Origin of the sequence: Micromonospora sp. WMMD998 (assembly GCF_029581235.1) — a bacterium.
Classification (GTDB): Bacteria; Actinomycetota; Actinomycetes; order Mycobacteriales; family Micromonosporaceae; genus Micromonospora.
The window spans coordinates 3958685-3978825 of sequence record NZ_CP120740.1 but is presented as its reverse complement, the minus strand read 5'-3'; the positions used below and the strand labels follow the sequence as shown (position 1 = coordinate 3978825).

Sequence of the window (20141 nt, the reverse complement as noted above, 5' to 3'; positions counted from 1 at the left end):
CGCCCCTCAGACGCCGCGGTCGGGCGCGCTCATGTCCCCCGTCGCGGGCGTGCCGTCGGCGAGCCCGTAGCGCAGGTAGACGGTGCCCGTCGCGTTCGCCACCGGCGGTTCGAGGAGGGTGACGTTCGTGGGCACCGCGCCACTGTCGAAGACCTTCTTGCCGACCCCCAGCATGATCGGATGCACCCAGAGGTCGATCCGGTCGAACAGCTTCTCCCGCAGCAGGGTCTGCACCAGGTTGAGGCTCCCGACGACCTTGACGTGCTCGTGCCGGTCCCGGATCTCCCGCACCGCGCCGGCCAGATCCGGGCCGAGCTTCGTGGACCCGGCCCAGGACAGGTCGGGCCGGCCTCGGGACGCCACGTACTTCGGGATGCGGTTGAACAGCGTGGCGATGGCGTTGTCCTCGCCGCCCTCCTGGTGCGGCCAGTAGGCGGCGAAGATGTCGTACGTCCGCCGGCCGAGCAGGAGGGCGTCGGTGCCCTCGTACGCCTTGAGGACCTGCGCCCCGGAGACCTCGTCCAGCAGGGGCGCCTGCCAGCCGCCGAACGGGAAGCCCACCGGGTCCTCGTCCGGGCCGCCGGGCGCCTGCCCGACGAGGTCGAGGGTGGTGAAAAGCTCGATGTGAATGTGCCCCATGCCGTGACTCCCGTGAGTAGATCGCCTCAGTCGCACGGTAGACCGGCGCGCTCCACGGAACTCATCGCGCGCGGCGCGCGGCAGATCTGACCGGAAGCAGACCCGTCTTGTCACTGTTGCCCCGCTGTTGCGCCTCCGCGACGGTCCGAGAGGGCCGGGTTACCTGGTACGCAACCGCCCCACCGAAAGCGCCTGCGTACCATGATTCGACCCGGCGCCGGGGAACCATGCCCCGAATGGGTCGCGTGGGTGGATCACGCGGCTTCGCGTGTACTGAGGTGGCGGCCGGCATCTTGATCGACTCCACTTCGGCGAGGTGGCGCTATCCGCGCCCGCTCGACCCCGCCACCTCGGCGCAATGGAGTCGATCAAGCGCGAGTTCTCGCCTGCCGGGAGTGCCTTCCCACCTTCTGGACGAGTGGGTTACTTGGCATGACGAGGCGGCTACGGCTGTTCGGGGAGTTGGGCGAGGAAGGTGCGCCACGTTGACGGGGTGAAGGTGAGCGCCGGGCCTGTGGGGTCCTTGGAGTCGCGCACGGCGACGACGCCGGGAAGGTCGTCGGCGACCTCGACGCAGTTGCCGCCGCTAGCCCCGCTCCGGGTGGACTTCCGCCACTTGGCGTCACTGAGTTCCATGCTGGTTCTCCACTTCCTTCAACAGGTCGATGGACTGCCGGCGCGGTAGAGCCTCATTTCGCACGCTCTCCCACCGCGCGTGGAGCGTAGCCACATCATCGTCCTTGTCGACGACGTCGCCGCCAAGTTGGTTCTCCAGGTGCCCCACCCACTGCCCGTCACTCGACCGGGCCAGCGCGAACGGCCCGGACAGCCCGACGTGCAGACCGCTGTCCCACGGGATGACGAGGATGTGCACGTGCGGCAGGTCGGTGAGCGCGATCAGGTGGGCGATCTGCTGGGGCATGATCCCGCCGATCCCGTCGCCGCCTCGACGTAGCGCTCCTTCGTCGATCACCGCCACGAACTGCGGTGGACGTTCCCCGGTCAGGATGTTCTGCCGGTCCAGCCGCGCCGACGTGCGCTGCTCCACCTCCTCGTCGGTGAGGCTGTCGACCGTGCGGAGCACGCCGCGCGCGTAGTGCTCGATTTGCAGGAGGCCCGGGATCAGGTTCGGCTCGAAGTAGCGGAGTTGGGTCGCGCCGCGTTCGGCGTCGAGCCACGGCCGGAACCATGACGGCGTACCCAGTTCGGCCGCCAGCCGTTCGAAGAGCCCGCCGTTGCGCACCGCCCGGTCCGCGCCGCGGATGAAGTCGACGGTGAGCGCCCGGGTGCCGCCCTCCACGGCGCTGACGTGCGACGCGCTGAAGCCGGCGTGTTTGCCGAACGCCTCCTGCGTCATGCCCGCCGCGCCCCGGGCGCGGCGGATCTCGGCAACGATGAAACCCGCGACGGGTCCCGGCACCTCGGCCATCCAGTGCGCTCCAAACCAGAGATCGGCCATCCACGGCTCCACGCCGGGGCGAGCGCTTCTCCCAGTGCTCGCCGGCCCGCCGGAGCCCCTTGGCGACCGTAACGCCTCCACCGCAGAGTGTCACCGACGCCATGCCACGACGAAGGGAGAGCGCGGTGCGCGAGGAGACGGCACATGTCCCGTCCGGCCATCGGGCCCGCGGTCCGGACTGGGTGTGCGAGCAGTGCGGGCAGGACTGGCCCTGCCCGACGTTGCGGTCGACCCCGACGGACGCCGCGCGCCGGGCGACGCTGCTGCCGGAGTTCTCCCGGATCACCCGCCACGCGATCCGTGACCTGCGGGGGCGTCCCGGCGGCCCGGATCCGGTGGCGATCGTCCGTCGTTTCCTGTGGTTCCTGTCGCTGAGCGACGAGGAGGCCCGCGCCGTCGCGCTGAGGCTGCGATGACCGGCGACGACGACAACCGGCATTGTCCCGTACGCCCGCTCTGGCTCTGTCGCCTGGACGGCGCGCCCTGGCCGTGCCCACAGGCGCGGGCCGCCCTGCTGCGCGACTACGACGGTGACGCGGTGAGCCTGGCCGTCTACCTGGCCGGCATGTTGCACGACGCGGTCGGTGACCTCTACGCGCTGAACCCGCACGACGTGCCGGCGCCGGCCGTCCTGTGGGACCGCTTCCTGGCGTGGCTCGGCCGCTCCCGCCGCGCGTCGCCGTAGCCGCTACCGCGGGCGGCCCATGGCCGCTATCCGGCGGCGAGTTGCCGGGTCAGCCGGTCCAGGCCGCCCCGGATCACCTTGCCGTATCCGTCGTCGCCGAGCGCGCCGATGCCCGCCTCGGCCTGCCGCAGGTGCTCGCGGGCCCGGTCGAGGTCGCCGAGCCTGCGGTGACACTCGGCCAGGTTGAGGTGCAGTGACGGGTAGAGCCCGGCCACCGACAGGGGCACCCCCGACTCGGCGACCCGCTCGTCGGTGAGCCGGTCGGCCGCCGCCAGCGCGCGCTCGTCCCAGAGCAGTTCCTGGCGGACGTCGTCCTGCACGTCGGCCATCGCGTGGGCGAGGACGCAGACGTGCAGCGCGTCGCCCCGCTCCCCGCCGATCTCGTCCCACACCTGGGCGAACAGGTCCCGCGCCGCGGCACGCTCGCCCTGCTGGTGATGCAACTGCACACCCTCGTTGATGCGGGTGAGCGTGGCGTCGAAGGTCATCGGCACATGCTAGCGGCGGGCCTCGTCCGGCGGTGCGCAGCGCGGTGCCGTCGGATCGGGGTTGCCGAACACCTCGTAGGCGATCAGCCAGGCCAGGCCGGCCTGCACGAGCCGGGGTACCGGCGTGATCGACACCCCACCGGGAACCAGGTGGCCGGACCGGACGACTATCTCTACATGGTGTGTGAGCAGTGGCGGGAAATCCTGTCGGCCCAGTTGGACGGTGAGGCGTCCCGGGCGGAGACCGAGGCGGCCGAGGCGCACCTGAGCGGCTGCGCGGGATGCCGGCGGTGGTTCGACTCGGCCGCGGCGGTCACCCGGCGGGCCCGTACCCAACTCGCCCCGCAGGTGCCCGATCTGGTCGCGTCCGTGCTGGCCGCCGCGCCGCCGCCCCGCCCCAGCCGCCGCCGGCGGGTGGCGCTGGGGTTGCGCGCGGCGCTCGGCCTGCTCGGGGCCGTGCAACTGGTGCTCGGCCTGGCGCAGATCGGCCGGGAGGCGGTGGTCGCGCACGCGCACACCGCCGGCCAGCACCTGTGGCACGAGTCGGCGGCGTGGAACGTGGCCGTCGGCGCCGGCTTCCTCTACGTCGCGCTGCGCCGGTCCACCCCGTCCGGGCTGCTGCCGATGCTCAGCGCGTTCGTCGTCACGCTCGTACTGCTGTCGGTGAACGACCTGATCACCGGGCAGGTGGCGGTGACGCGGCTGGTCAGCCACGGCTTCCTGCTGGTCGGTTGGGCGGTGATGCTGGTGCTGTCCCGGCCCCGCTGGCGGTCCGGTGACACACCGCCCGACCAACGGTCGTCCGGGTCGCGCTGGGCGTTGCGCACCGAGGAGCCGCCCGCGCCGGCCCCGCTACGGCTGGTGCCGCCCGGCCCGTACACCGCGCGGGCCCACGACCGCCGCGCCGCCTGACGCCCCCGCCCCACCCGCCCTGGTGCGCTTTCACGGAAAGAGTGGCTATTCCGCGCGGAATAGCCACTCTTTCCGTGAATCAGCGCGCGGCTCGTGCGGGTGGCGCGGCGCGGCTCAGCGGGCGCGGCGGTCCCGGGTGTCGACGGTCCAGGCGGCGACCAGGTCCTCCCGGGCGCGGGCGACCCGGGACCGGATGGTGCCGACCGGGCAGCCGCACACCTCGGCGGCCTCGGCGTAGGACAGGCCGAGCACCTGGGTGGCGACGAACGCCTCCCGCCGGTCCGGTGCCAGCCCGGCGATGAGCCCGCGCAGCGTCACGCCGTCGTCCCCGCCGGCGGTCACCGCCCCGGCCGCCTCGGCGGCGGCCTGCCAGTCGGGAAGCGCGGCCACCCGGGGGCGTACCGTCGCGGCCCGCACCTGGTCCACGGCGACCCGGCGGGCGATGGTGAAGATCCAGGTCCGGGCCGAGGAACGGCCGGCGAAGCCGGGCAGGCTGCGCAACGCACGCAGGAACGTCTCCTGGGCGAGGTCGTCGGCCTCCGACGGCCCGGCCAGGTGGGCGAGGAACCGCCACACCGGGCCCTGGAGCGCCCGGACGAACGCGGCGGCGGCCTGCTGGTCACCCTGCCCGGCGAGGTGCGCCCACCGGGTCACCTGCTCGTCGTCGGCGTCCAGGCTCATCCGCGGCTCGCCCGCCGCTCCGACACGATCATGTCGGATGGTACGGATGCGGGCGTCGTTCGGTTCATCCCTGGCGTCCCCTCCGTCACCTCGCCGCCGACCTCGACGATCGGTGACCCCGAGGTTGGTCGGCGGGCGGGCGGGAAAAGTTCCGGCGCGCCCTCAGCCGTCGACGGTGACCGTGACCGGTCCGACCCGCAGGACACCGTCGGTGAGCGGCTCACAGCGGACGCCGGCCCGCCGGCGCAGCGCCTTCCAGGTGCCCGGCGCGACCACCACGTCCAGCCAGGCGCACGGCGGCGCGGCCCGGTGCACCCGCAGGCTGACCGGCCCGTCGCCGGAGTCGAGGGTGAGCACCCGGCCGACCAGGTCGTCCACCGCGATGCCGCTGGTCAGCACGTTGCGGCGCAACTCGGTCAGGTCGGCGCCGGGCGGCAGTGACTCCTGCGCGACGAGCGTGACGCTCGCCGTGCGGTGCGCCGCCCGACCGAAGTAGCGGTCACCGACGACGCCCAGGCCGGCGCGTACGCGCACCTGGTCGACAAGTTCGCCGGGCGGCGCCGGGGCGGGTCCGTCCGCCGGCCGGCCCACATAGCGGTGCACCGGCGAGGCCAGCAGTTGCACGATCCGCGCCATGGCCACGTGTGCCGTGCTCAGGAGGGCTGCGGGGTGAGCAGGTAGTCACCGTCGTCCGGGCTCCACCGCAGCTCCACCGCTCCGTCGGTGGCGGCGGCCTTGCAGAACTGGAGGAAGCTGCGGTAGCCGAGCTTCTTCTCGCTGAAGTCCGGCCGGGCGCGCCGGAGCTGGTCCTTCAGGCCGGACAGCGCCACCGCGCCGCCCTCGGCGGCCAGGTCCGCCACCACGGAGCGGAGCAGCCCGAACGTGACCTCCCGGTCGCCCCGCTCGGGCAGCGACACCTCCGGATCGCCCTTGGCCGGGCCGGCGGCCAACTCCACCACGTTGGAGGCGGCCAGGTGCCGCAGCAGCTCACCGAACGTGCGGAAGCCGTAGTCGGACTCGCTGAACGTCGGGTCCTTGCGGAGCAGGGCACGCTTCAGACCGGACGCGGTCACCTCGCCGCTGGAGCTGCCCTGCATACCCGCCACGGTCTGCACGAGCAGGACCGCGAGCGTGTCGACGTCCCGCGCCGACTCGTCCTCGGCCGGGGCGGTCCCCACCGGCGGCTCGGGCGCCGGCTCCACCGGCGACGTCCCGGCCGGCCGGGACGGGCGCGTGCGGCGGGCCGCGGGCGGCGGCACGTCCACCCCTTCGAGGCGGTCGTAGTAGAGGAACTCGTCGCAGGCCGGCGGCAGCAGCGCCGACGTCGACTTCTCCACCCCGACGCCGATCACCCGCTTGTTGAGTTCGCGCAGCTTGTGCACGAGCGGGGTGAAGTCGCTGTCCCCGGTGCAGATCACGAACGTGGAGATGTAGCCGCGCTCGAAGGCCAGCTCGACCGCGTCCACCGCCATCTTGATGTCGGCGGCGTTCTTGCGCGAGAAGCCCATCCGCTGCGGGATCTCGATCAACTCGACGTGCGAGCGGGTGAGCATCCGCCGGTCCTCGTCGAAGTACGACCAGTCGGCGTACGCCCGGCGCACCACCACCCGGCCGCGTTCGGCGAGGGCGTCGGCGATCGGACGGAAGTCGAACGGCCGACCGCCGTGATGGTCCCGTACGCCCAGCGCCAGGTTCTCGTAGTCGAGGAACAGCGCGATCCGGTCTTCCTGATCCACACGGTCAGCCTAGCCCGGTCGGGTGGTCACACCCGTCACCGCCGCCGCTCGTCGCGGTAGACGGTCTCCCGGCGGGCCACCCGCTGGACGGCGTAGCTGGCGGCCAGCAACAGCAGGGCGAGCACCACCTCGAGGCCGGCTACCGTGCCGGTGGCGACGGTGAGCGCGAGCAGCAGCAGGATCAGGCCGACGACGGCCAGCAGACCGGCCAGCAGCAGGCGGCTGCGCCGCCGCGCCGACCGGTCCTCGCCGCCTGCGCTCACCCCGCCCGCCTCTCGCCGGCTTCCTGCGTCGAGCCTAGGCGCTGCCCGGCGGGGCCGCTGGCGATACGCCACGGCTGCGCCGGCCCCGGCCGGCCGCCGGCGGTCGACCCCACGCGAGACGGGCGACGATCAGTGGATCGGCACCGGCATCGGCCGCTGCTCCTCCCCCGGCTCGCCGTCGAGCAGGTGCGACGGCTCCCGCCGGCGGGGCAGGAAGGCGGCCGGGACGACCGTGAGCAGCACCAGGCCGAACGCCACCCAGAACGTGGTGGCGAACGAGTTCGCCGCGAAGTCCAGCCCGCGTTCGAGCAGCGACGGCGGCACCGGGAACTGCTGGGCCAGCTCGGGCTGCTGCTGCACGGCGATCGCGAGCTGCGCCTCGGTGACCGGGGCGCCGCTGCCCGGGTCGGTCACGCCGGGGACCACCCGCGAGCCGTTCAGCTCGCTGGTGAGGATCACCGACATCACCGCCGCGCCGACCGAGCCACCGATCTGCTGGAGGATGTTCACAAGCGTCGACCCGCGCGCCACCTCCGCGGCCTGCAACGTCTTCAGCGCCGAGGTCATGATCGGCATCATGGTGCCGCCCATGCCGAGGCCCATCACGAACAGCGACCCGCAGAGCAGCAGGTAGGACGTGTCGGTGCCGAGCTGGGTGAAGGTGAAGAACCCGGCCGCGAGGAGGACCAGCGCGAACGGCACCGTCCGGCCGACGGGCACCCGGTCGGCGAGCATGCCGGCGATCGGCATGGTGATCATCGCGCCGATGCCCTGCGGCGCCATCAGCAGGCCGGCGGTGAGCGTGGTCTCGCCGCGGATCTGCAGGAAGTAGCTCGGGAACAGCAGGCCCGCGCCCATGAACGCGATGATGAAGACGAACAGCGTGAGCGCGGCGACGGTGAGGTTGCGGTTGCGGAACAGCCGCAGGTCGAGCAGCGGGTGCCGGGGCCGGAACGAGTAGCGGACGAAGGCGACCACGAGCGCGGCGCCGACCGCCATGGGCAACCAGACCTCGGGGTCGGTGGCCGTTCCGGCCTCCGGCAGCGAGGAGACGCCGTAGAGGAACAGCGCCAGGCCCGGCGAGAGCATCAGCATGCCGAGGAAGTCGAACGACTCCGACGGCTCGGGGGCGTCCTTCGGCAGCGCCAACTGGGCGTAGACCAGCGCGACCACGCCGATCGGCAGGTTGATCAGGAAGATCCAGTGCCAGCTCGCGGTGTCGATCAGCCAGCCGCCGAGGATCGGGCCACCGATCGGGCCGAGCAGCATCGGGATGCCGAGCACGGCCATCAGCCGGCCGATCCGGTGCGGGCCGGCGGCCCGGGTCATGATGGTCATGCCGAGCGGCATGAGCATGCCGCCGCCGAGGCCCTGGACGACGCGCCAGGCGATCAGCTCACCGATGGAGTCGGCGGTGGCGCACAGCCCGGAGCCGATGGTGAACAGCGCCAACGCCACCATGTAGAGGCGTTTGGTGCCGAACCGGTCCGCGGCCCACCCGCTGAGCGGGATCACCGTCGCCAGCGCGAGGGTGTAGCCGGTCATGGTCCAGGCGACGCGCGCGTACGAGGCGTCGAACTCGCTCTGGAACGTCGGGATGGCCACGCTGACGACGGTCACGTCGAGGATCGACATGATCGCACCGAGCACGACGACACCGGCCACCTTGAGCACCGCGGCGTCGAGTTTGTTCGATGTCGCGACGGGTTGCTGGGTCACAGACAATCTCCTGGTTCCGGTCCGGTCCGAGGGCGGTGGCGGCGCCGCGCACCACGGGGCGCGCGGGTGGACGTGAGGCGGGGACGACGTTCGGCGGAAAGCCTAGCCACGGCCTACGACATCGCGCGGCCCGTTTTGCCGAGAGGCGAACGACCCTGCACCCGCCCACCGGCCTCCGCGCCCCGCACGCGGGCCGTTCCCGGCGCGCGTGCCGCCTCTCGGCGTACGGAAAGCACCGATGCGACCCGTTTCGTGGACGGCGCAGTACGTCGAGGCGGCGCCACTCACCGTGACGAACGTCATGTCCCCGCCGTGCCCTCCCCGGCGCCGGCCGCCACCCTCAGGAACGCGAAGACGTCATCAGCGCCACCTCGGCCGTGCGCGAACGGTCGATGCGGGCGGCGAGGTCGCGTACCCGCTCGCTGGTGCCGGCGGTGACCTGGGCGCGGGCCAGGGCCGCGGCGGTGCGCTGGTGCGCGGCGAGCACGTCGCGCAGCACCCGGTCGAAGCCGTCGGCGGGGGCGGCCCGTAGCCGGGAAAGGCCGGCGGCGGCGTCGCTGTGCCCGGAGTGGTCGTGCCGCGCGGCGGCGGCCGACGCGGACGGGCCGGCCGCACGCAGCCAGCCGCGCATGGTGGCCAGTTCGTCGGTCTCGGTGGCCCGGATGGCGGCGATCAGCGTACGGAGCTGGGGGTCGGTGGCCCGGTCGAGGCCGAGCCCGACGATCTCCAGGGTCTGTTCGGTGTGCGCCACCATCATGGCCAGGAACAGCGCGTCGATGCCGCTGGTCTCGGCGGCACCCGCCGACGCCGCGGGCGCGCCGACGGGCGCCGCCGGCGCACCCCCGCACCCACCCAGAGCGAGCACCCCCACCACCAGAAGAGCCAACCCCACACGCCGGGCCGAGCGCTGATTCACGGAAAGAGTGGCTATTCCACGTGACATGACCACTCTTTCCGTGAAAGCGCAGCAGGGGGTGGGGGTGGGGTCAGAGCTGCTGCCACAGGGCGGGCACGTTCGGGGGTTCCCAGCCGGCGATCGCGGTGTGCGCCTGGCGGCAGCGGTAGCTGCGACCGGCGTAGGTCACCGTGTCACCGACCTGGTACGTCCTGCCGGCGGCCCAGGTGCCGCCGGGCGCCGGCGTGGCGGTGGGGGTGGGCGTGGGGGTGGGCGACGGCGTGGGGGTGCGGGTCGGTGACGGTGTCGGGGTGGGTGACGGTGACGGGTTGCCGCCGCCACCGATCTGGAGGTCGACGCAGGAGTAGAACGCGTTCGCGGTGTCGGAGATGTTCCAGACCGCGAGCAGTTTCTGCCGGCCGGAGAAGCCGCCCAGGTTGACCGTGTGGGACACGGTGGCACCGGGTTGGCGGCCACCGCCGTCGACGACCGCGACCCGGGTGTTGCCGATCCAGTATTCCCAGTTGGCGGTGGCGTGCCGGGCGGTGTTGATCCAGGTGAACGTCACCGTGCCGCCGACCGGGGTGGCCGGCCAGTTGCGGCTGTCGTCGTTGAGCACGGCGAATCCGGCGATGTTGGCGTGGCAGCTCTTCAGGCCCTTGGGTCCTTCGACGCTCTGCGGCTCGTACTTGATCTGGCCGCAGTCGGGCACCCGGTTCTGCGCGCAGAGCGCCTGCCGGCTGGGCGGCGAGGAGACGTAGCCGTGGGCCTGCGCGGGTGCGGCCAGCGCCAGCGTCGCGGTGACGGCACCGGCGGTGAGCAGCGGGAGGGTGATTCTTCGGCGCATGGTGACAACTCCTTCGGGGGGTACGGAAGGTGTCACGAACATAAATTAAACCTTGTTAACAGTAAAGACTCCTGTCTATAAATTAAGCCTTGAGCGCGTCGCCTCGTGCGTGTGATCCTGATCAGCGCGTGGAGCCGATCGTCGTTCCTGGGCACCCGGGCGCCGGTAGGCATCCGGGAGGACGGCGGCACCGACCCGGGAACCCGCCTCTCGAAGGACGCCCCCATGTGGAGATCCCTGCCCCACGTCCGCCGCTGGACCGCCTACGCGGCCAGTCTGCTGCTCGCCACCACCGCGCTCGCCACCGTCGAGGCGCCCGCCGCCGGCGCCGCCGCCGACCCGGTCGCGGTGACCGTGAACGCCCGCGCCGGGCTGGCCACCGTGCCGGACACCGCGCTCGGCGTCAACCACGCCATCTGGGACGCCAAACTCGGCAGCGCCGAGACGTCCGACCTGCTCAAGGCCGCCGGCGTGCGGATGCTGCGTTACCCCGGCGGCTCGTACGCCGACATCTACCACTGGAAGACGCACACCGCGCCCGGCGGCTACGTCGCGCCGGACACCGACTTCGACACGTTCATGGCGGCGGCCCGCCGGGTCGGCGCCCAGCCCATGATCATCGCCAACTACGGCACCGGGACGCCCGCCGAGGCGGCCGACTGGGTGCGCTACGCCAACGTCACCAAGGGCTACGGCGCGAGGTGGTGGACCGTCGGCAACGAGAACTACGGCAACGGCCTCTACGGCTCGGCCTGGGAGGCCGACGACCACGCCGACAAGAGCGCCACCCAGTACGCCGAGCTGGTGATCGAGTACGCCGACGCGATGAAGGCGGTCGACCCGAGCATCAAGGTCGGCGCGGTGCTGACCATGCCCGGCAACTGGCCCGACGGGATCACCGCCGGCGGCGACCCGGGCCCGTGGAACCAGACCGTGCTCTCCCTCGCCGGCCCGAAGATCGATTTCGTGGACGTGCACTGGTACCCGGGTGGCACCGCCGCCGAGTCGCTGACCCGCACCAACCAGCTCCCCGACGCCGCCTGGCTGCTGCGCCAACAGATCTCCCGGTACGCCGGCCCGGACTCCGACCGGATCGGCATCAGCCTCACCGAGCTGAACGTCGACGCCGGCCGGAACACCCAGCCCGGCGCGTTGTTCCTCGCCGACGCCTACAGCGGCCTGCTGGAACAGGGCGTCTTCACGGTGCAGTGGTGGAACGTGCACAACGGCCTCGGCACCGTCTCCGAGGTGGCCGGGCAGACCGACTACGGCGACTTCGGGCTGCTGTCCAGCGGCAACTGCACGAGCGACGGCGACGTGTGCGAGCCGCCGTTCAACACGCCGTTCGCGCCCTACCACGCGCTGTCCATGATGAACCTGTTCGCCCGTCCCGGCGACCAGTTCGTCCGTGCCGGCACCGACCAGCCGCTGGTCACCGCGCACGCGGTACGCCGACCCGACGGCAGCCTGGCGGTCCAGTTGCTCAACAAGGATCCGGACACCGCGTACCCGGTGGCGGTCGACTACGCCGGGTTCACCCCGGCGGACGAGGCGCCCACCGTGCACACGCTCACCAACGGCGCGACCGGGGTGAGCACCGACCGTTCCGGCAGTGCGACCACCCGGACGCTGCCGCCGTACTCCCTGACCACGCTCGTGCTGCGACCGGCCGGCGGCACGGCCGGGCGGCCGACCGCGCCGGGGCGGCCGACCGCGAGCGCGGTGACCGACCGCGCGGCGACCCTCTCCTGGCCGGCGGCGACCGCGGGCGCCGCGCCGATCGCGAAGTACGAGGTGTACCGGCAGTTCGGCGCGGTGAGCGAGCAGCTCGGGGAGACCGCCGGCACCTCGTTCACCGTGCGCAACCTCGAACCGGGCTCCCGCTACACGGTGAACGTGCTCGCCCGGGACACCGCCGGTCGGGTGTCCTGGTCGTCGCCGCCGTTGACCTTCGCCACCGGCAGCCCGGCCGACAGCGGCTGCGCGGTCCGCTTCCACAACGACACCGACTGGGGCAACGGGTACGTGGCCACCGTCGACGTGGTGAACACCGGGCCGGACGAGGTCGACGGCTGGACGCTCACCTGGACCTGGCCGACCGGTTGGCAGCAGGTGAGCAGCGGCTGGAACGCCACCTGGACCCAGACGGGCCGGGAGGTCCGGGTGACCCCGACCGCCGACAACCGCCGGCTCGCGGCCGACGGCGGGAGCACGAGCGCCGGCTTCGTCGGCGCGTACAGCGGGCCGAACGTGCCGCCGGGCGTGTTCCGGCTCAACGGCACGGTCTGCACCGTGCGCGGCTGAGCCGCAGGTCAGCCCCGACCGGGTGGTCGGAGCCGGGCGTCGGCCGTCGTCGGGACCTTCGCGGTCCGTCGGCGGCCGGCGCGCCGCGGCGCGGGCACCACGTGCGGGCGCGGCGGTTCCGCCGGCGGCGGTGGCGGCTGCCGGGACGGCTCGACGGGTCGGGGCAGCGCGGCCAGGATCAGCGCGAGCAGGACCACCACGACGACCGCGTCGAGCCAGTAGTGGTTGCCGGTGCCGACGACCACGAGCGTGGTGACCAGCGGGTGGGCCAGCCAGAGCCAGCGCCACCGCCCCGCGGTGACCGTCACCAGGGCCAGCGCCACCGCCAGCGCCCAGCCCACGTGCAGCGAGGGCATCGCCGCGTACTGGTTGCTGAGCTGGTCGGCCTCGGGTGGGCCGTAGACAGTCGGGCCGTACCGGCGGCCGGTGTCCACCAGGTGCGTGAGCGCGGTCAGCCGGGGCGGCGCGAGCGGCACGCAGACGTGCAGCACGAACGCCGCGGCGGTCAACACCGCGAGGGCCCGCCGGAGCCGGAGGTAGTGCGCCGGCCGGCGCAGGTAGAGCCAGACCAGGCAGAGCACGGTGGCCGGGAAGTGCACGTAGGCGTAGTAGCTGTTGGCCAGCCGCACCAGCAGGTCGTGCGCCAGCAGCGGCGCCTGCACGAGCGCCTCGTTCGGCAGGTGCAGCAGCCGCTCCAGCCACCAGATCCGCTCGCCGTTCGCGAGCGCGGTGCCGGCCCGGCCGGCGACCAGTTGCCGGCCCACCTTGTAGGCGAGGAAGAGCACCGCGACGAGCGTCAGCTCGCGGGCCGCCCGGCGCAGCGCGCCTCCCCGTGTGGACGCGCCCTGGCTGGTCTGCACCGCTTCTCCTTCACCCTGGTCCGCCCGGCCGCCGGCACGCACACACCAGGGCCGCCGCCGTGGTCGGCGACGGCCCTGGGGTACGGGCTCAGCGGCGGGCGTGTTCCTCCCGGCTGGCCGGGTCAGCACCCACCCCGTCGAACGCGGGCGCCCCGTCGACCGCGTCGGCGCCCACCGCCACCGATCGACCGACGTCCGGAAGATCGAGGCTGGAGCGAAGAGTAACGGGGCGAAGCAACAGCGCCGCAACGACGCCGACGACGGCGATCGCGGCTGAGACGAGGAAGATGTGCCCGGTGGCGTCCCCGTACGCGGCCCGGACGATCTGCCGTACCGGCTCGGGCAGCGCGTCGAGGTTCAACGTGCTGCTGCCACCGCCGCCGGAGGCGGGGATGCCGGACGCGGCGAGGTCGCGGGTGATCCGGTCGGTGACCTGCCGGGCCAGGATCGCGCCGAGCACCGACACGCCGATGGTGCCGCCGAGCGAGCGGAAGAAGGCGACGCTGGCGCTGGCCGCGCCGATGTCCTTGAGCGCGACCGTGTTCTGCACCGCGAGCACCAGGTTCTGCATGGTCATGCCGACGCCGACGCCGACGACGAACATGGCCACCCCGACGATCACCAGGGAGGTCTGGTGGTCGATGGTGCCCAGCAGCGCGAAGCCGGCGACAAGCACGATCGAGCCGAACACGATGTACGGCTTGATCTTCCCGCTCGCGGTGATCATCCGGCCGGCGACGATCGAGGAGATCAGCACGCCGCCCATCAGGGGGATGGTGAGCAGGCCGGCCTCGGTCGGGCTGTAGCCGCGGCCGATCTGGAAGTACTGGCCGAGGAAGACCGCGCCGCCGAACATGGCCATGCCGACCGCCAGGCTGCCGAGGATGGCCAGCGCGGTGGTGCGCTGCCGGACGATCGCCAGCGGGACCACCGGCTCGGCGGCCCGCGCCTCGACCCAGACGGCCAACGCGAGCAGCAGCACGGCGCCGCCGACCATGGCGCCGGTCTGCCAGGAGAGCCAGGCGAACGAGCCGTCGACGAAGGAGATCCAGATCAGCAGCACGCTGACCCCCGCGGCGATGAGCGTCGCGCCCAGATAGTCGATCTTGACGTTCTGCCGGCGGACGGTGGGCAGGTTGAGCGTGATCTGGAGCAGGAACAGCGCGATGATCGCGACCGGCACGCCGACGAAGAAGCACCAGCGCCAGCCGAGCCAGGAGGTGTCGACGATGAGGCCGCCGAGCAGCGGGCCGCCCACCGTGGCGAGCGCCATGACGCCACCCAGGTAACCGTTGTAGCGGCCCCGCTCACGCGGCGGGATCATGGCCGCGATGGCGACCTGGACCAGCGCCTGGAGCCCGCCGACGCCGATGCCCTGGAAGGCCCGGGCGCCGATGAGCTGACCGGCGCTCCGCGAGAAGCCGGCCGCCACGGAGCCGACCAGGAAGACCACGATGGCGACCTGGATCAGCAGCTTCTTGTTGAACAGGTCGGCCAGTTTGCCCCAGATCGGGGTGGTCGCCGTGGCGGTGAGCAGGGTGGCGGTGACCACCCAGGTGTACTGCGTCTGCGAGCCGTTCAGCGCCCCGATGATCTTCGGCAGGGCGGTCGAGACGACGGTGCTGCTCAGCATGGCCACGAAGAGCACGAGCAGCAGCCCGCTGAGTGCCTCCAGCGTCTGCCGCCGGCTCATGGGCGCGGCCTCGGCCGTCGCGGTGGGTGCGCTCATCGCGCGTCCTCCAGGTGTGTCGATAGGGATGGCCGCTTGGTTGCCCCAAGCAATCATCAGCAAAAGCTGCCCATGAGGCAAGTTTGCCCATTGAGAAAAGGATCACGTACGCTGGCCGCCATGGAGGAGTGCACCGGCCTGCGCGAGCGGAAGAAGGCGGCCACCCGCCTGGCGCTGCACGAGGCGGCCCTGCGCCTGGCCGTCGAGCACGGCCCCGACCGGGTCACCGTCGAGGCCATCGCCGACGCCGCCAACGTCTCCCGGCGCACGTTCTCCAACTACTTCTCCGGCAAGGAGGAGGCCCTCTTCCACGGCGACACGCTGCGACTGCGCCGGATGCTGACGCTCGTCGCGGACCAGCCGGCCGAGCTGCCGCCCTGGACCGCGCTGACCCGGGCCGCCGTGGCCGAGGCCGACGAGAGCCACGACGACCCGGCCGAACCCTGGCTGGCCCGACGCCGGCGGTTGCACGGCCACCCGAGCCTGGTGGCCCACCAGGTCGGCGCGTACGCGGCCATGGAGCGGGACCTGGCCGCGGAGATCGCCCACCGGCTCACCGGCCCGGACGCGCCGCTGCGGGCACGCATCCTGGCCGCCACCTTCCTGGCCACGCTCCGCGTCGCCGGCCAGCAGTGGATCGAGCACCCCGACACGCCCCTGCGCGACGTGCTACGCACCGTCCTCGCCCACGCCGCGCCGACGGCCGGGGGAATGCCGGACGAATCCGACCTGGCGACTGAGCTGGGCTGACACACTCGGCCGGTGGGCGGCGACCGGTGGCGCAAGGGCCTCGGACCCGCGGCCGAGGTCGCCCCGGCCACCCGGGTGGACAAGTTCGAGGTCTTCTTCGACCTCGTCTTCGTCGTGTCCTTCTTCCTCATCACCCGGGCCACCGCCGCCAACCTGACGCTGCGGGAACTGCTGCACGCGCTGCTGGTGCTCGCCGTGCTCTGGTGGTGCTGGGTGGTGCACAGCGCGGTGGCCGCCCGGCTGCGGCTGGGCGAGGGCTTCGTACCGATCCTCATGGTGGTCGGCATGGTCGCGCTGTTCACGTTCGCGCTGGCCCTGCCACAGACCTTCGGCGACCTGCACAAGAGCGCCGGCCCGATCCTGGTCACGGTCAGTTACGTGGTGATCCGGGTCGTGCACACGTCGCTGTACTGGTACGCCACCCGCGGCGACCCACCGGCCCGACGCAAGGTATGGCTGTTCCTGCCCGAGCTGGTGCTCTCGACCTGCCTGCTGCTGGTGGCCGCGTTGCTGCCGCCACACGTCGACCCGCAGAACGGGACGTGGCTGCGCGACGGGCTGTGGATCGCCGTCGTCGCGGTGCAGTACAGCAGCGGGCTGCTGGCCGGGACCGACGGCTGGCGGATCACCTCTGCCGAGCACTGGACCGAACGCTACGACCTGCTCCTGATCATCGCGTTGGGCGAGTCGGTCATCTCGGTCGGGGTGGGCGGCAACCTGCTCGGCAAGACGGTGACCTGGCCGGCCATCCCGGCGGCGATCTTCGGCATCCTGTTCACCGCCGCGTTGTGGTGGGCGCACTTCGACATGATCGGGCCGGCCGCCCGGATCGCGCTGCACACCGCCAAAGGCCATGCCCGGGTGGCGATGGCCCGCGACGCCTACGCCTACCTCTACCTGCCGATGATCGCCGGGGTGATCCTGTTCGCGATCGGCGCGGAGGAGCTGGTCCGGACCGTCACCGACCCGTCGGGCGGAGCGGCGGAACGGGGCCACGGACCGGCCGCGCCGCTGCTCTTCGGCGGCGTGATGGTCTACCTCGCCGCCAACATGGCGTTCCAGTGGCGCACGCTGCGAACCCTGTCGTGGACCCGGGTCGGCACGCTTGTCGCACTGGCGGTCGCGCTGCCCGTCGGCCGGCACCTGCCGGCGCTCGCCGTGCTCGGGCTGCTCACCACGATCTGCGTGGGGCTTGTCGCGCTCGAGTTGGTGGTCTTCGCGGACGGCCGCGCCGCGCTGCGACGGTTGGTGCACCAGGAACGGGTGAGAGCTGAGGAACGCGAGGCCGCCTGGCGGGCCGGGTGGCGGGAAGATGGGACGGAGTGACCCATTACTTGACACAGGCCCTAGAGTCTCCGCGTGATCGAGATCGTCACCGAGGTCGACCTGTCCCATCCGTCGGCCCGGATCTGGCCGGCGTTGACCGATCGATCGCTGCTGGCCAAGTGGTTCGCCGAGAGCACCTCGGCGGACGACCGCTGGGTGCTGGCGACCGCGGGGCTGTCCGGCTACCACTCCGACACCGAGGTCGAGGTGGTCGAGCTGCGCGTCGCCCAGCGGCTGGTGGTGCGGTGCCGGGAAGCCGATCGGGCCACCCGCCTGGCCTGCGACCTGATCCCCACCGCGCACGGCACCCGACTCTCCGTGCGCGAGGTTCTGGAGGAGGGCGACTGGGACGCCGAGGCCCGCGCCGCGCAGCACGGGCAGGCGGTGACCGGACGACTGCCGGCGATCCTCGACTGGCTCGCGTTCCAGGAGGTCGACCTGCGCCGCGCCGAGGGCGGCCTGACCGCGGAACTGCCCGTGGTCCGGCTGTTCGGCGACGAGCGCCGTCGACCCCGGCGGCGGGTGCTGCTGGCCGCCGCCGCGGTGGCGCTGCTCGGGGCCGCCACCGGAGCGACACTGTGGGCGACCCGGGACACCCCGCCCCCGTCGGACGCGCCGCCACCGTCACCGCCGCCGCTGGTCATGCCCTCCGCCTCCGCCACCGCCAGCGCGTCGCCCCGGCCCACCACCGCCCGGCCCACGCCGAGCGCCAGCCGCCGCAGCGCCTCGCCGTCGCCGTCGGCCTCCCCCTCCCCCAGCAGTACGCCGAGCCCGACGCCGCCGGCCGCCGTCGCGCTGACCGCGACCTACCAGACCGTCACCGACCGGGTCTTCGGCTATCGCGGCGAGGTCGTGCTGCGCAACCCGGGCCAGGCCCCACGCCCGGGGTGGACGGTGACGGTGACCATCGGCGACAACGCCACCGTGGGTCCGGTGGAGGGCGCCGAGGCGACGCAGGAGGGCACCGTGGTCACCTTCACCGGTGCCGAACTGCCGCCGAACGGATCGGTCACCATCCGCTTCGACATCCGCGACCCGGACCCGCTGCACAACGCCCCCGCCGCCTGCGCCACCGACAACACCCCGTGCACCACCCCCTGACCCACCACCCGCAGCCGGCGTGACGGGCGCGTGGCGTTGATCAAGGAGTTTGCGTCGAATGTTGACTTCCACGGCCGCGCAAACCCCTTGATCGCCGCCCAATCCGCCCTTCCGGAAAGGGCCGGCTGGATCCGGGGTCGTCGATCATGGAGTTGTGGTGCCGGGAAATTTCGGTTTCGGTCTGGTATCGGAGGTGCCACAAGTCCAAGATCTGTGAAGGTTTCTGTCAAGCGGTGGTTTCGAGAGTGCGCCAGATTTGGCGGGCTATGTAGCGTTTGAGGCTGCGGGTGATCTCGGCTGGGGTGCGGCCTTCGGTGGTGCGGCGGTTGATGTAGTCCTTGGTGGGTTGGTGGCATCGTTGCCGGGTTTTGGCGATGGTGTGTAGGGCGGCGTTGAGGGTCCGGTCGCCGCCTCGGTTGAGGCGGTGGCGGGTGATCCGCCCGGAGCTGGCGGGGATGGGGCTGACGCCGGCGAGTGAGGCGAAGGCGGCTTCGTTGCGGAAACGGCCGGGGTGTGACCAGGCGGTCAGGGCGATCGCGGCGGTGACGGGGCCGATCCCGGGCTGGTCGAGCAGAGTCGGGCAGAGCTTGTCGACCATGGTGCGGATCTCGGTGAGATTGGCTTTCAGGAGCCGTTCGAGGATCAGGATCTGCTCGGCGAGGGCTGCCAGTTGAGTGCGACGCAGTCGGTCGAGGCCGCTGCCGCTGCCGCTGGTGGTGGTGGTGGTGGTGAGGGTGGTGGCGTGTTGGACCTGTCGCAGGGTGCTCAGGCCACGCATCTGTGAGCGGAGGTCGTCGTCGGCGGTGAGGATCACCGATTTGAACAAGTTGATGGTGGCGGTGCGGGTGTCGCTGTAGTGGCGGCGGCAGACGAGCAGCAGGCGCAGGGCTTCCCGGTCGCCGTCGGCGCGGGGCGCGGCGACGTGGTCGGCGGCCAGCACGCCACGAGCGGCGTGCACAGCGTCCAACACGTCGGACTTGCCGCCTCGCCGGCGGCGACCGGCAGCGGGTTTGGGTGCTTCCAGGACGTCCTCGCCCGCGGCGCGCAGGACGCGCAGCAGGCCGACACCGTGACACCGGGCGCCGTCCAGGGCCCAGGCCCGCCGGCCCGTTCCCAACCCCGTCGTCTGCCGGCCGGCCCAGGCCAGCAGGACAGCGGCGCCGTCATCGGTGGCCGGCACGGTGATCTCGGTCAACACCGTCCCGACCGGGGTGAGCACCACAGCGGTGTGCGTATCGGTATGGGTATCCACACCGATGACCGCGTCGACACGCTCGGCCAGACGTTCTGCCAGGATAGGAAGCACGGACGGTTCTCCCTTGCACGGGACGACGTTCGGACGGCGTCGGCCCGGGAGACGATCACCCGGCGGCACATCTGTGATGAGTCACGCGACACGGGCTGCACACCCCTGTCACGGACAGGCTTCTGATCAGGCCAACAAGGTGGGCCGGGCCGACGCCGGCAACCCACGAGGACAAGTCGACTCCACGGCACACCATCTGACAGCGGCCAGATCTTGGATGAGTCACTCGTCGATCACCAACGTCGAACCCTACCGATACCAGCCTCCCGGAACCGGCCCACCTATAGAAGCGTCGACGACGGGCCGACAGCGCGCCACCTCGGCGGGGACCGGCGTTCGTGGGGTCGGCGGCACCCCAGGGATCACCGAGCGGGTGATCGAGAGGGTGGGGTCGAGGGTCCGGCTGCGGGATCGCTGGACGTCTTTCTTAAGAATTTCCCC

Annotated in this window: 22 protein-coding genes; 7 read left to right on the top strand and 15 right to left on the bottom strand. The window is 72.3% G+C overall.

Features of this window, described 5'->3' with window-relative positions:
• Positions 1-6 precede the first annotated feature (6 nt).
• From O7619_RS18105 to O7619_RS18095, 3 genes are all read right to left on the bottom strand, one after another.
• Positions 7-639: a dihydrofolate reductase family protein gene (locus O7619_RS18105; RefSeq protein ID WP_282282139.1), complete on the bottom strand. Its 633-nt coding sequence runs from the start codon at positions 637-639 to the stop codon at positions 7-9.
• 444 nt (positions 640-1083) lie between these two features.
• On the bottom strand, positions 1084-1275 hold the full coding sequence (locus O7619_RS18100; RefSeq protein ID WP_282282138.1) for a DUF397 domain-containing protein: 192 nt from the start codon (positions 1273-1275) through the stop codon (positions 1084-1086).
• Positions 1262-2068, bottom strand: a complete 807-nt coding sequence (locus O7619_RS18095; RefSeq protein WP_282288867.1) for a helix-turn-helix transcriptional regulator — start codon at positions 2066-2068, stop codon at positions 1262-1264. The genes O7619_RS18100 and O7619_RS18095 overlap by 14 nt, the downstream gene beginning before the upstream one ends.
• A 155-nt stretch (positions 2069-2223) precedes the next feature.
• Between O7619_RS18095 and O7619_RS18090 the strand changes: the two genes are divergently transcribed.
• Together O7619_RS18090 and O7619_RS18085 are read left to right on the top strand one after the other, a co-directional pair.
• A complete protein-coding gene (locus O7619_RS18090; protein ID WP_282282137.1) occupies positions 2224-2514 on the top strand; it encodes a hypothetical protein in 291 nt (96 codons plus the stop codon).
• A complete protein-coding gene (locus O7619_RS18085) occupies positions 2511-2783 on the top strand; it encodes a hypothetical protein (RefSeq protein ID WP_282282136.1) in 273 nt (90 codons plus the stop codon). The genes O7619_RS18090 and O7619_RS18085 overlap by 4 nt, the downstream gene beginning before the upstream one ends.
• Before the next feature lie 26 nt (positions 2784-2809).
• Here the strand turns inward: O7619_RS18085 and O7619_RS18080 are convergent, their stop codons facing one another.
• Together O7619_RS18080 and O7619_RS18075 are read right to left on the bottom strand one after the other, a co-directional pair.
• Positions 2810-3271: a hypothetical protein gene (locus O7619_RS18080; protein WP_282282135.1), complete on the bottom strand. Its 462-nt coding sequence runs from the start codon at positions 3269-3271 to the stop codon at positions 2810-2812.
• Between the two features lie 9 nt (positions 3272-3280).
• Positions 3281-3406 carry a hypothetical protein gene (locus tag O7619_RS18075; protein WP_282282134.1) on the bottom strand — a complete coding sequence of 42 codons (126 nt, stop codon included), beginning with the start codon at positions 3404-3406 and terminating at the stop codon, positions 3281-3283.
• Between the two features lie 42 nt (positions 3407-3448).
• Here O7619_RS18075 and O7619_RS18070 point away from each other — a divergent pair, with 42 nt between their 5' ends.
• A complete protein-coding gene (locus tag O7619_RS18070) occupies positions 3449-4183 on the top strand; it encodes a zf-HC2 domain-containing protein (RefSeq protein ID WP_282288866.1) in 735 nt (244 codons plus the stop codon).
• A 114-nt stretch (positions 4184-4297) separates the two neighbouring features.
• Here O7619_RS18070 and O7619_RS18065 read toward each other — a convergent pair whose 3' ends face one another.
• The 7 genes from O7619_RS18065 to O7619_RS18035 all read right to left on the bottom strand — a co-directional run bounded on the left by O7619_RS18065 (position 4298) and on the right by O7619_RS18035 (position 10324).
• Entirely contained in the window at positions 4298-4864 is a 567-nt protein-coding gene (locus O7619_RS18065) for a sigma-70 family RNA polymerase sigma factor (RefSeq protein ID WP_282282132.1), read from the bottom strand.
• A 162-nt stretch (positions 4865-5026) separates the two neighbouring features.
• Complete coding sequence (locus O7619_RS18060; protein WP_282288865.1) at positions 5027-5500, bottom strand: molybdenum cofactor biosysynthesis protein; 474 nt, start codon at positions 5498-5500, stop codon at positions 5027-5029.
• Positions 5501-5517: 17 nt separating this feature from the next.
• Entirely contained in the window at positions 5518-6600 is a 1083-nt protein-coding gene (locus O7619_RS18055) for a PIN domain-containing protein (protein ID WP_282282131.1), read from the bottom strand.
• Between the two features lie 35 nt (positions 6601-6635).
• Positions 6636-6863: a hypothetical protein gene (locus tag O7619_RS18050; protein ID WP_282282130.1), complete on the bottom strand. Its 228-nt coding sequence runs from the start codon at positions 6861-6863 to the stop codon at positions 6636-6638.
• A 129-nt stretch (positions 6864-6992) separates the two neighbouring features.
• On the bottom strand, positions 6993-8582 hold the full coding sequence (locus O7619_RS18045; RefSeq protein WP_282282129.1) for a DHA2 family efflux MFS transporter permease subunit: 1590 nt from the start codon (positions 8580-8582) through the stop codon (positions 6993-6995).
• A gap of 340 nt (positions 8583-8922) precedes the next feature.
• Complete coding sequence (locus tag O7619_RS18040) at positions 8923-9498, bottom strand: DUF305 domain-containing protein (protein WP_282282128.1); 576 nt, start codon at positions 9496-9498, stop codon at positions 8923-8925.
• A gap of 70 nt (positions 9499-9568) precedes the next feature.
• On the bottom strand, positions 9569-10324 hold the full coding sequence (locus O7619_RS18035) for a lytic polysaccharide monooxygenase (RefSeq protein ID WP_282282127.1): 756 nt from the start codon (positions 10322-10324) through the stop codon (positions 9569-9571).
• 225 nt (positions 10325-10549) lie between these two features.
• Here O7619_RS18035 and O7619_RS18030 point away from each other — a divergent pair, with 225 nt between their 5' ends.
• Positions 10550-12628, top strand: coding sequence for a cellulose binding domain-containing protein (locus tag O7619_RS18030; protein ID WP_282282126.1), 2079 nt, complete (start codon positions 10550-10552; stop codon positions 12626-12628).
• Between the two features lie 8 nt (positions 12629-12636).
• On the opposite strand, the gene O7619_RS18025 is transcribed toward O7619_RS18030, so the two are convergent.
• Together O7619_RS18025 and O7619_RS18020 are read right to left on the bottom strand one after the other, a co-directional pair.
• Positions 12637-13488, bottom strand: a complete 852-nt coding sequence (locus O7619_RS18025) for a phosphatase PAP2 family protein (RefSeq protein ID WP_282282125.1) — start codon at positions 13486-13488, stop codon at positions 12637-12639.
• 88 nt (positions 13489-13576) lie between these two features.
• Entirely contained in the window at positions 13577-15217 is a 1641-nt protein-coding gene (locus tag O7619_RS18020; protein ID WP_282282124.1) for an MDR family MFS transporter, read from the bottom strand.
• 120 nt (positions 15218-15337) lie between these two features.
• On the opposite strand from O7619_RS18020, the gene O7619_RS18015 reads away from it, so the two are divergent.
• From O7619_RS18015 to O7619_RS18005, 3 genes are read left to right on the top strand one after another with little or no spacing between them, the layout of a single operon-like run.
• The gene (locus O7619_RS18015; protein WP_282282123.1) at positions 15338-15967 is read left to right on the top strand and encodes a TetR family transcriptional regulator; all 630 of its coding nucleotides are present in this window, start codon (positions 15338-15340) and stop codon (positions 15965-15967) included.
• Positions 15968-15979: 12 nt separating this feature from the next.
• Positions 15980-17293, top strand: a complete 1314-nt coding sequence (locus O7619_RS18010; RefSeq protein WP_282282122.1) for a low temperature requirement protein A — start codon at positions 15980-15982, stop codon at positions 17291-17293.
• A gap of 33 nt (positions 17294-17326) precedes the next feature.
• Positions 17327-18394 (top strand): SRPBCC domain-containing protein, encoded by a 1068-nt coding sequence (locus O7619_RS18005; protein WP_282282121.1) that lies wholly within the window; start codon positions 17327-17329, stop codon positions 18392-18394.
• Between the two features lie 226 nt (positions 18395-18620).
• On the opposite strand, the gene O7619_RS18000 is transcribed toward O7619_RS18005, so the two are convergent.
• Positions 18621-19769, bottom strand: a complete 1149-nt coding sequence (locus O7619_RS18000; RefSeq protein WP_282282120.1) for an IS110 family transposase — start codon at positions 19767-19769, stop codon at positions 18621-18623.
• Positions 19770-20141: the final 372 nt, after the last annotated feature.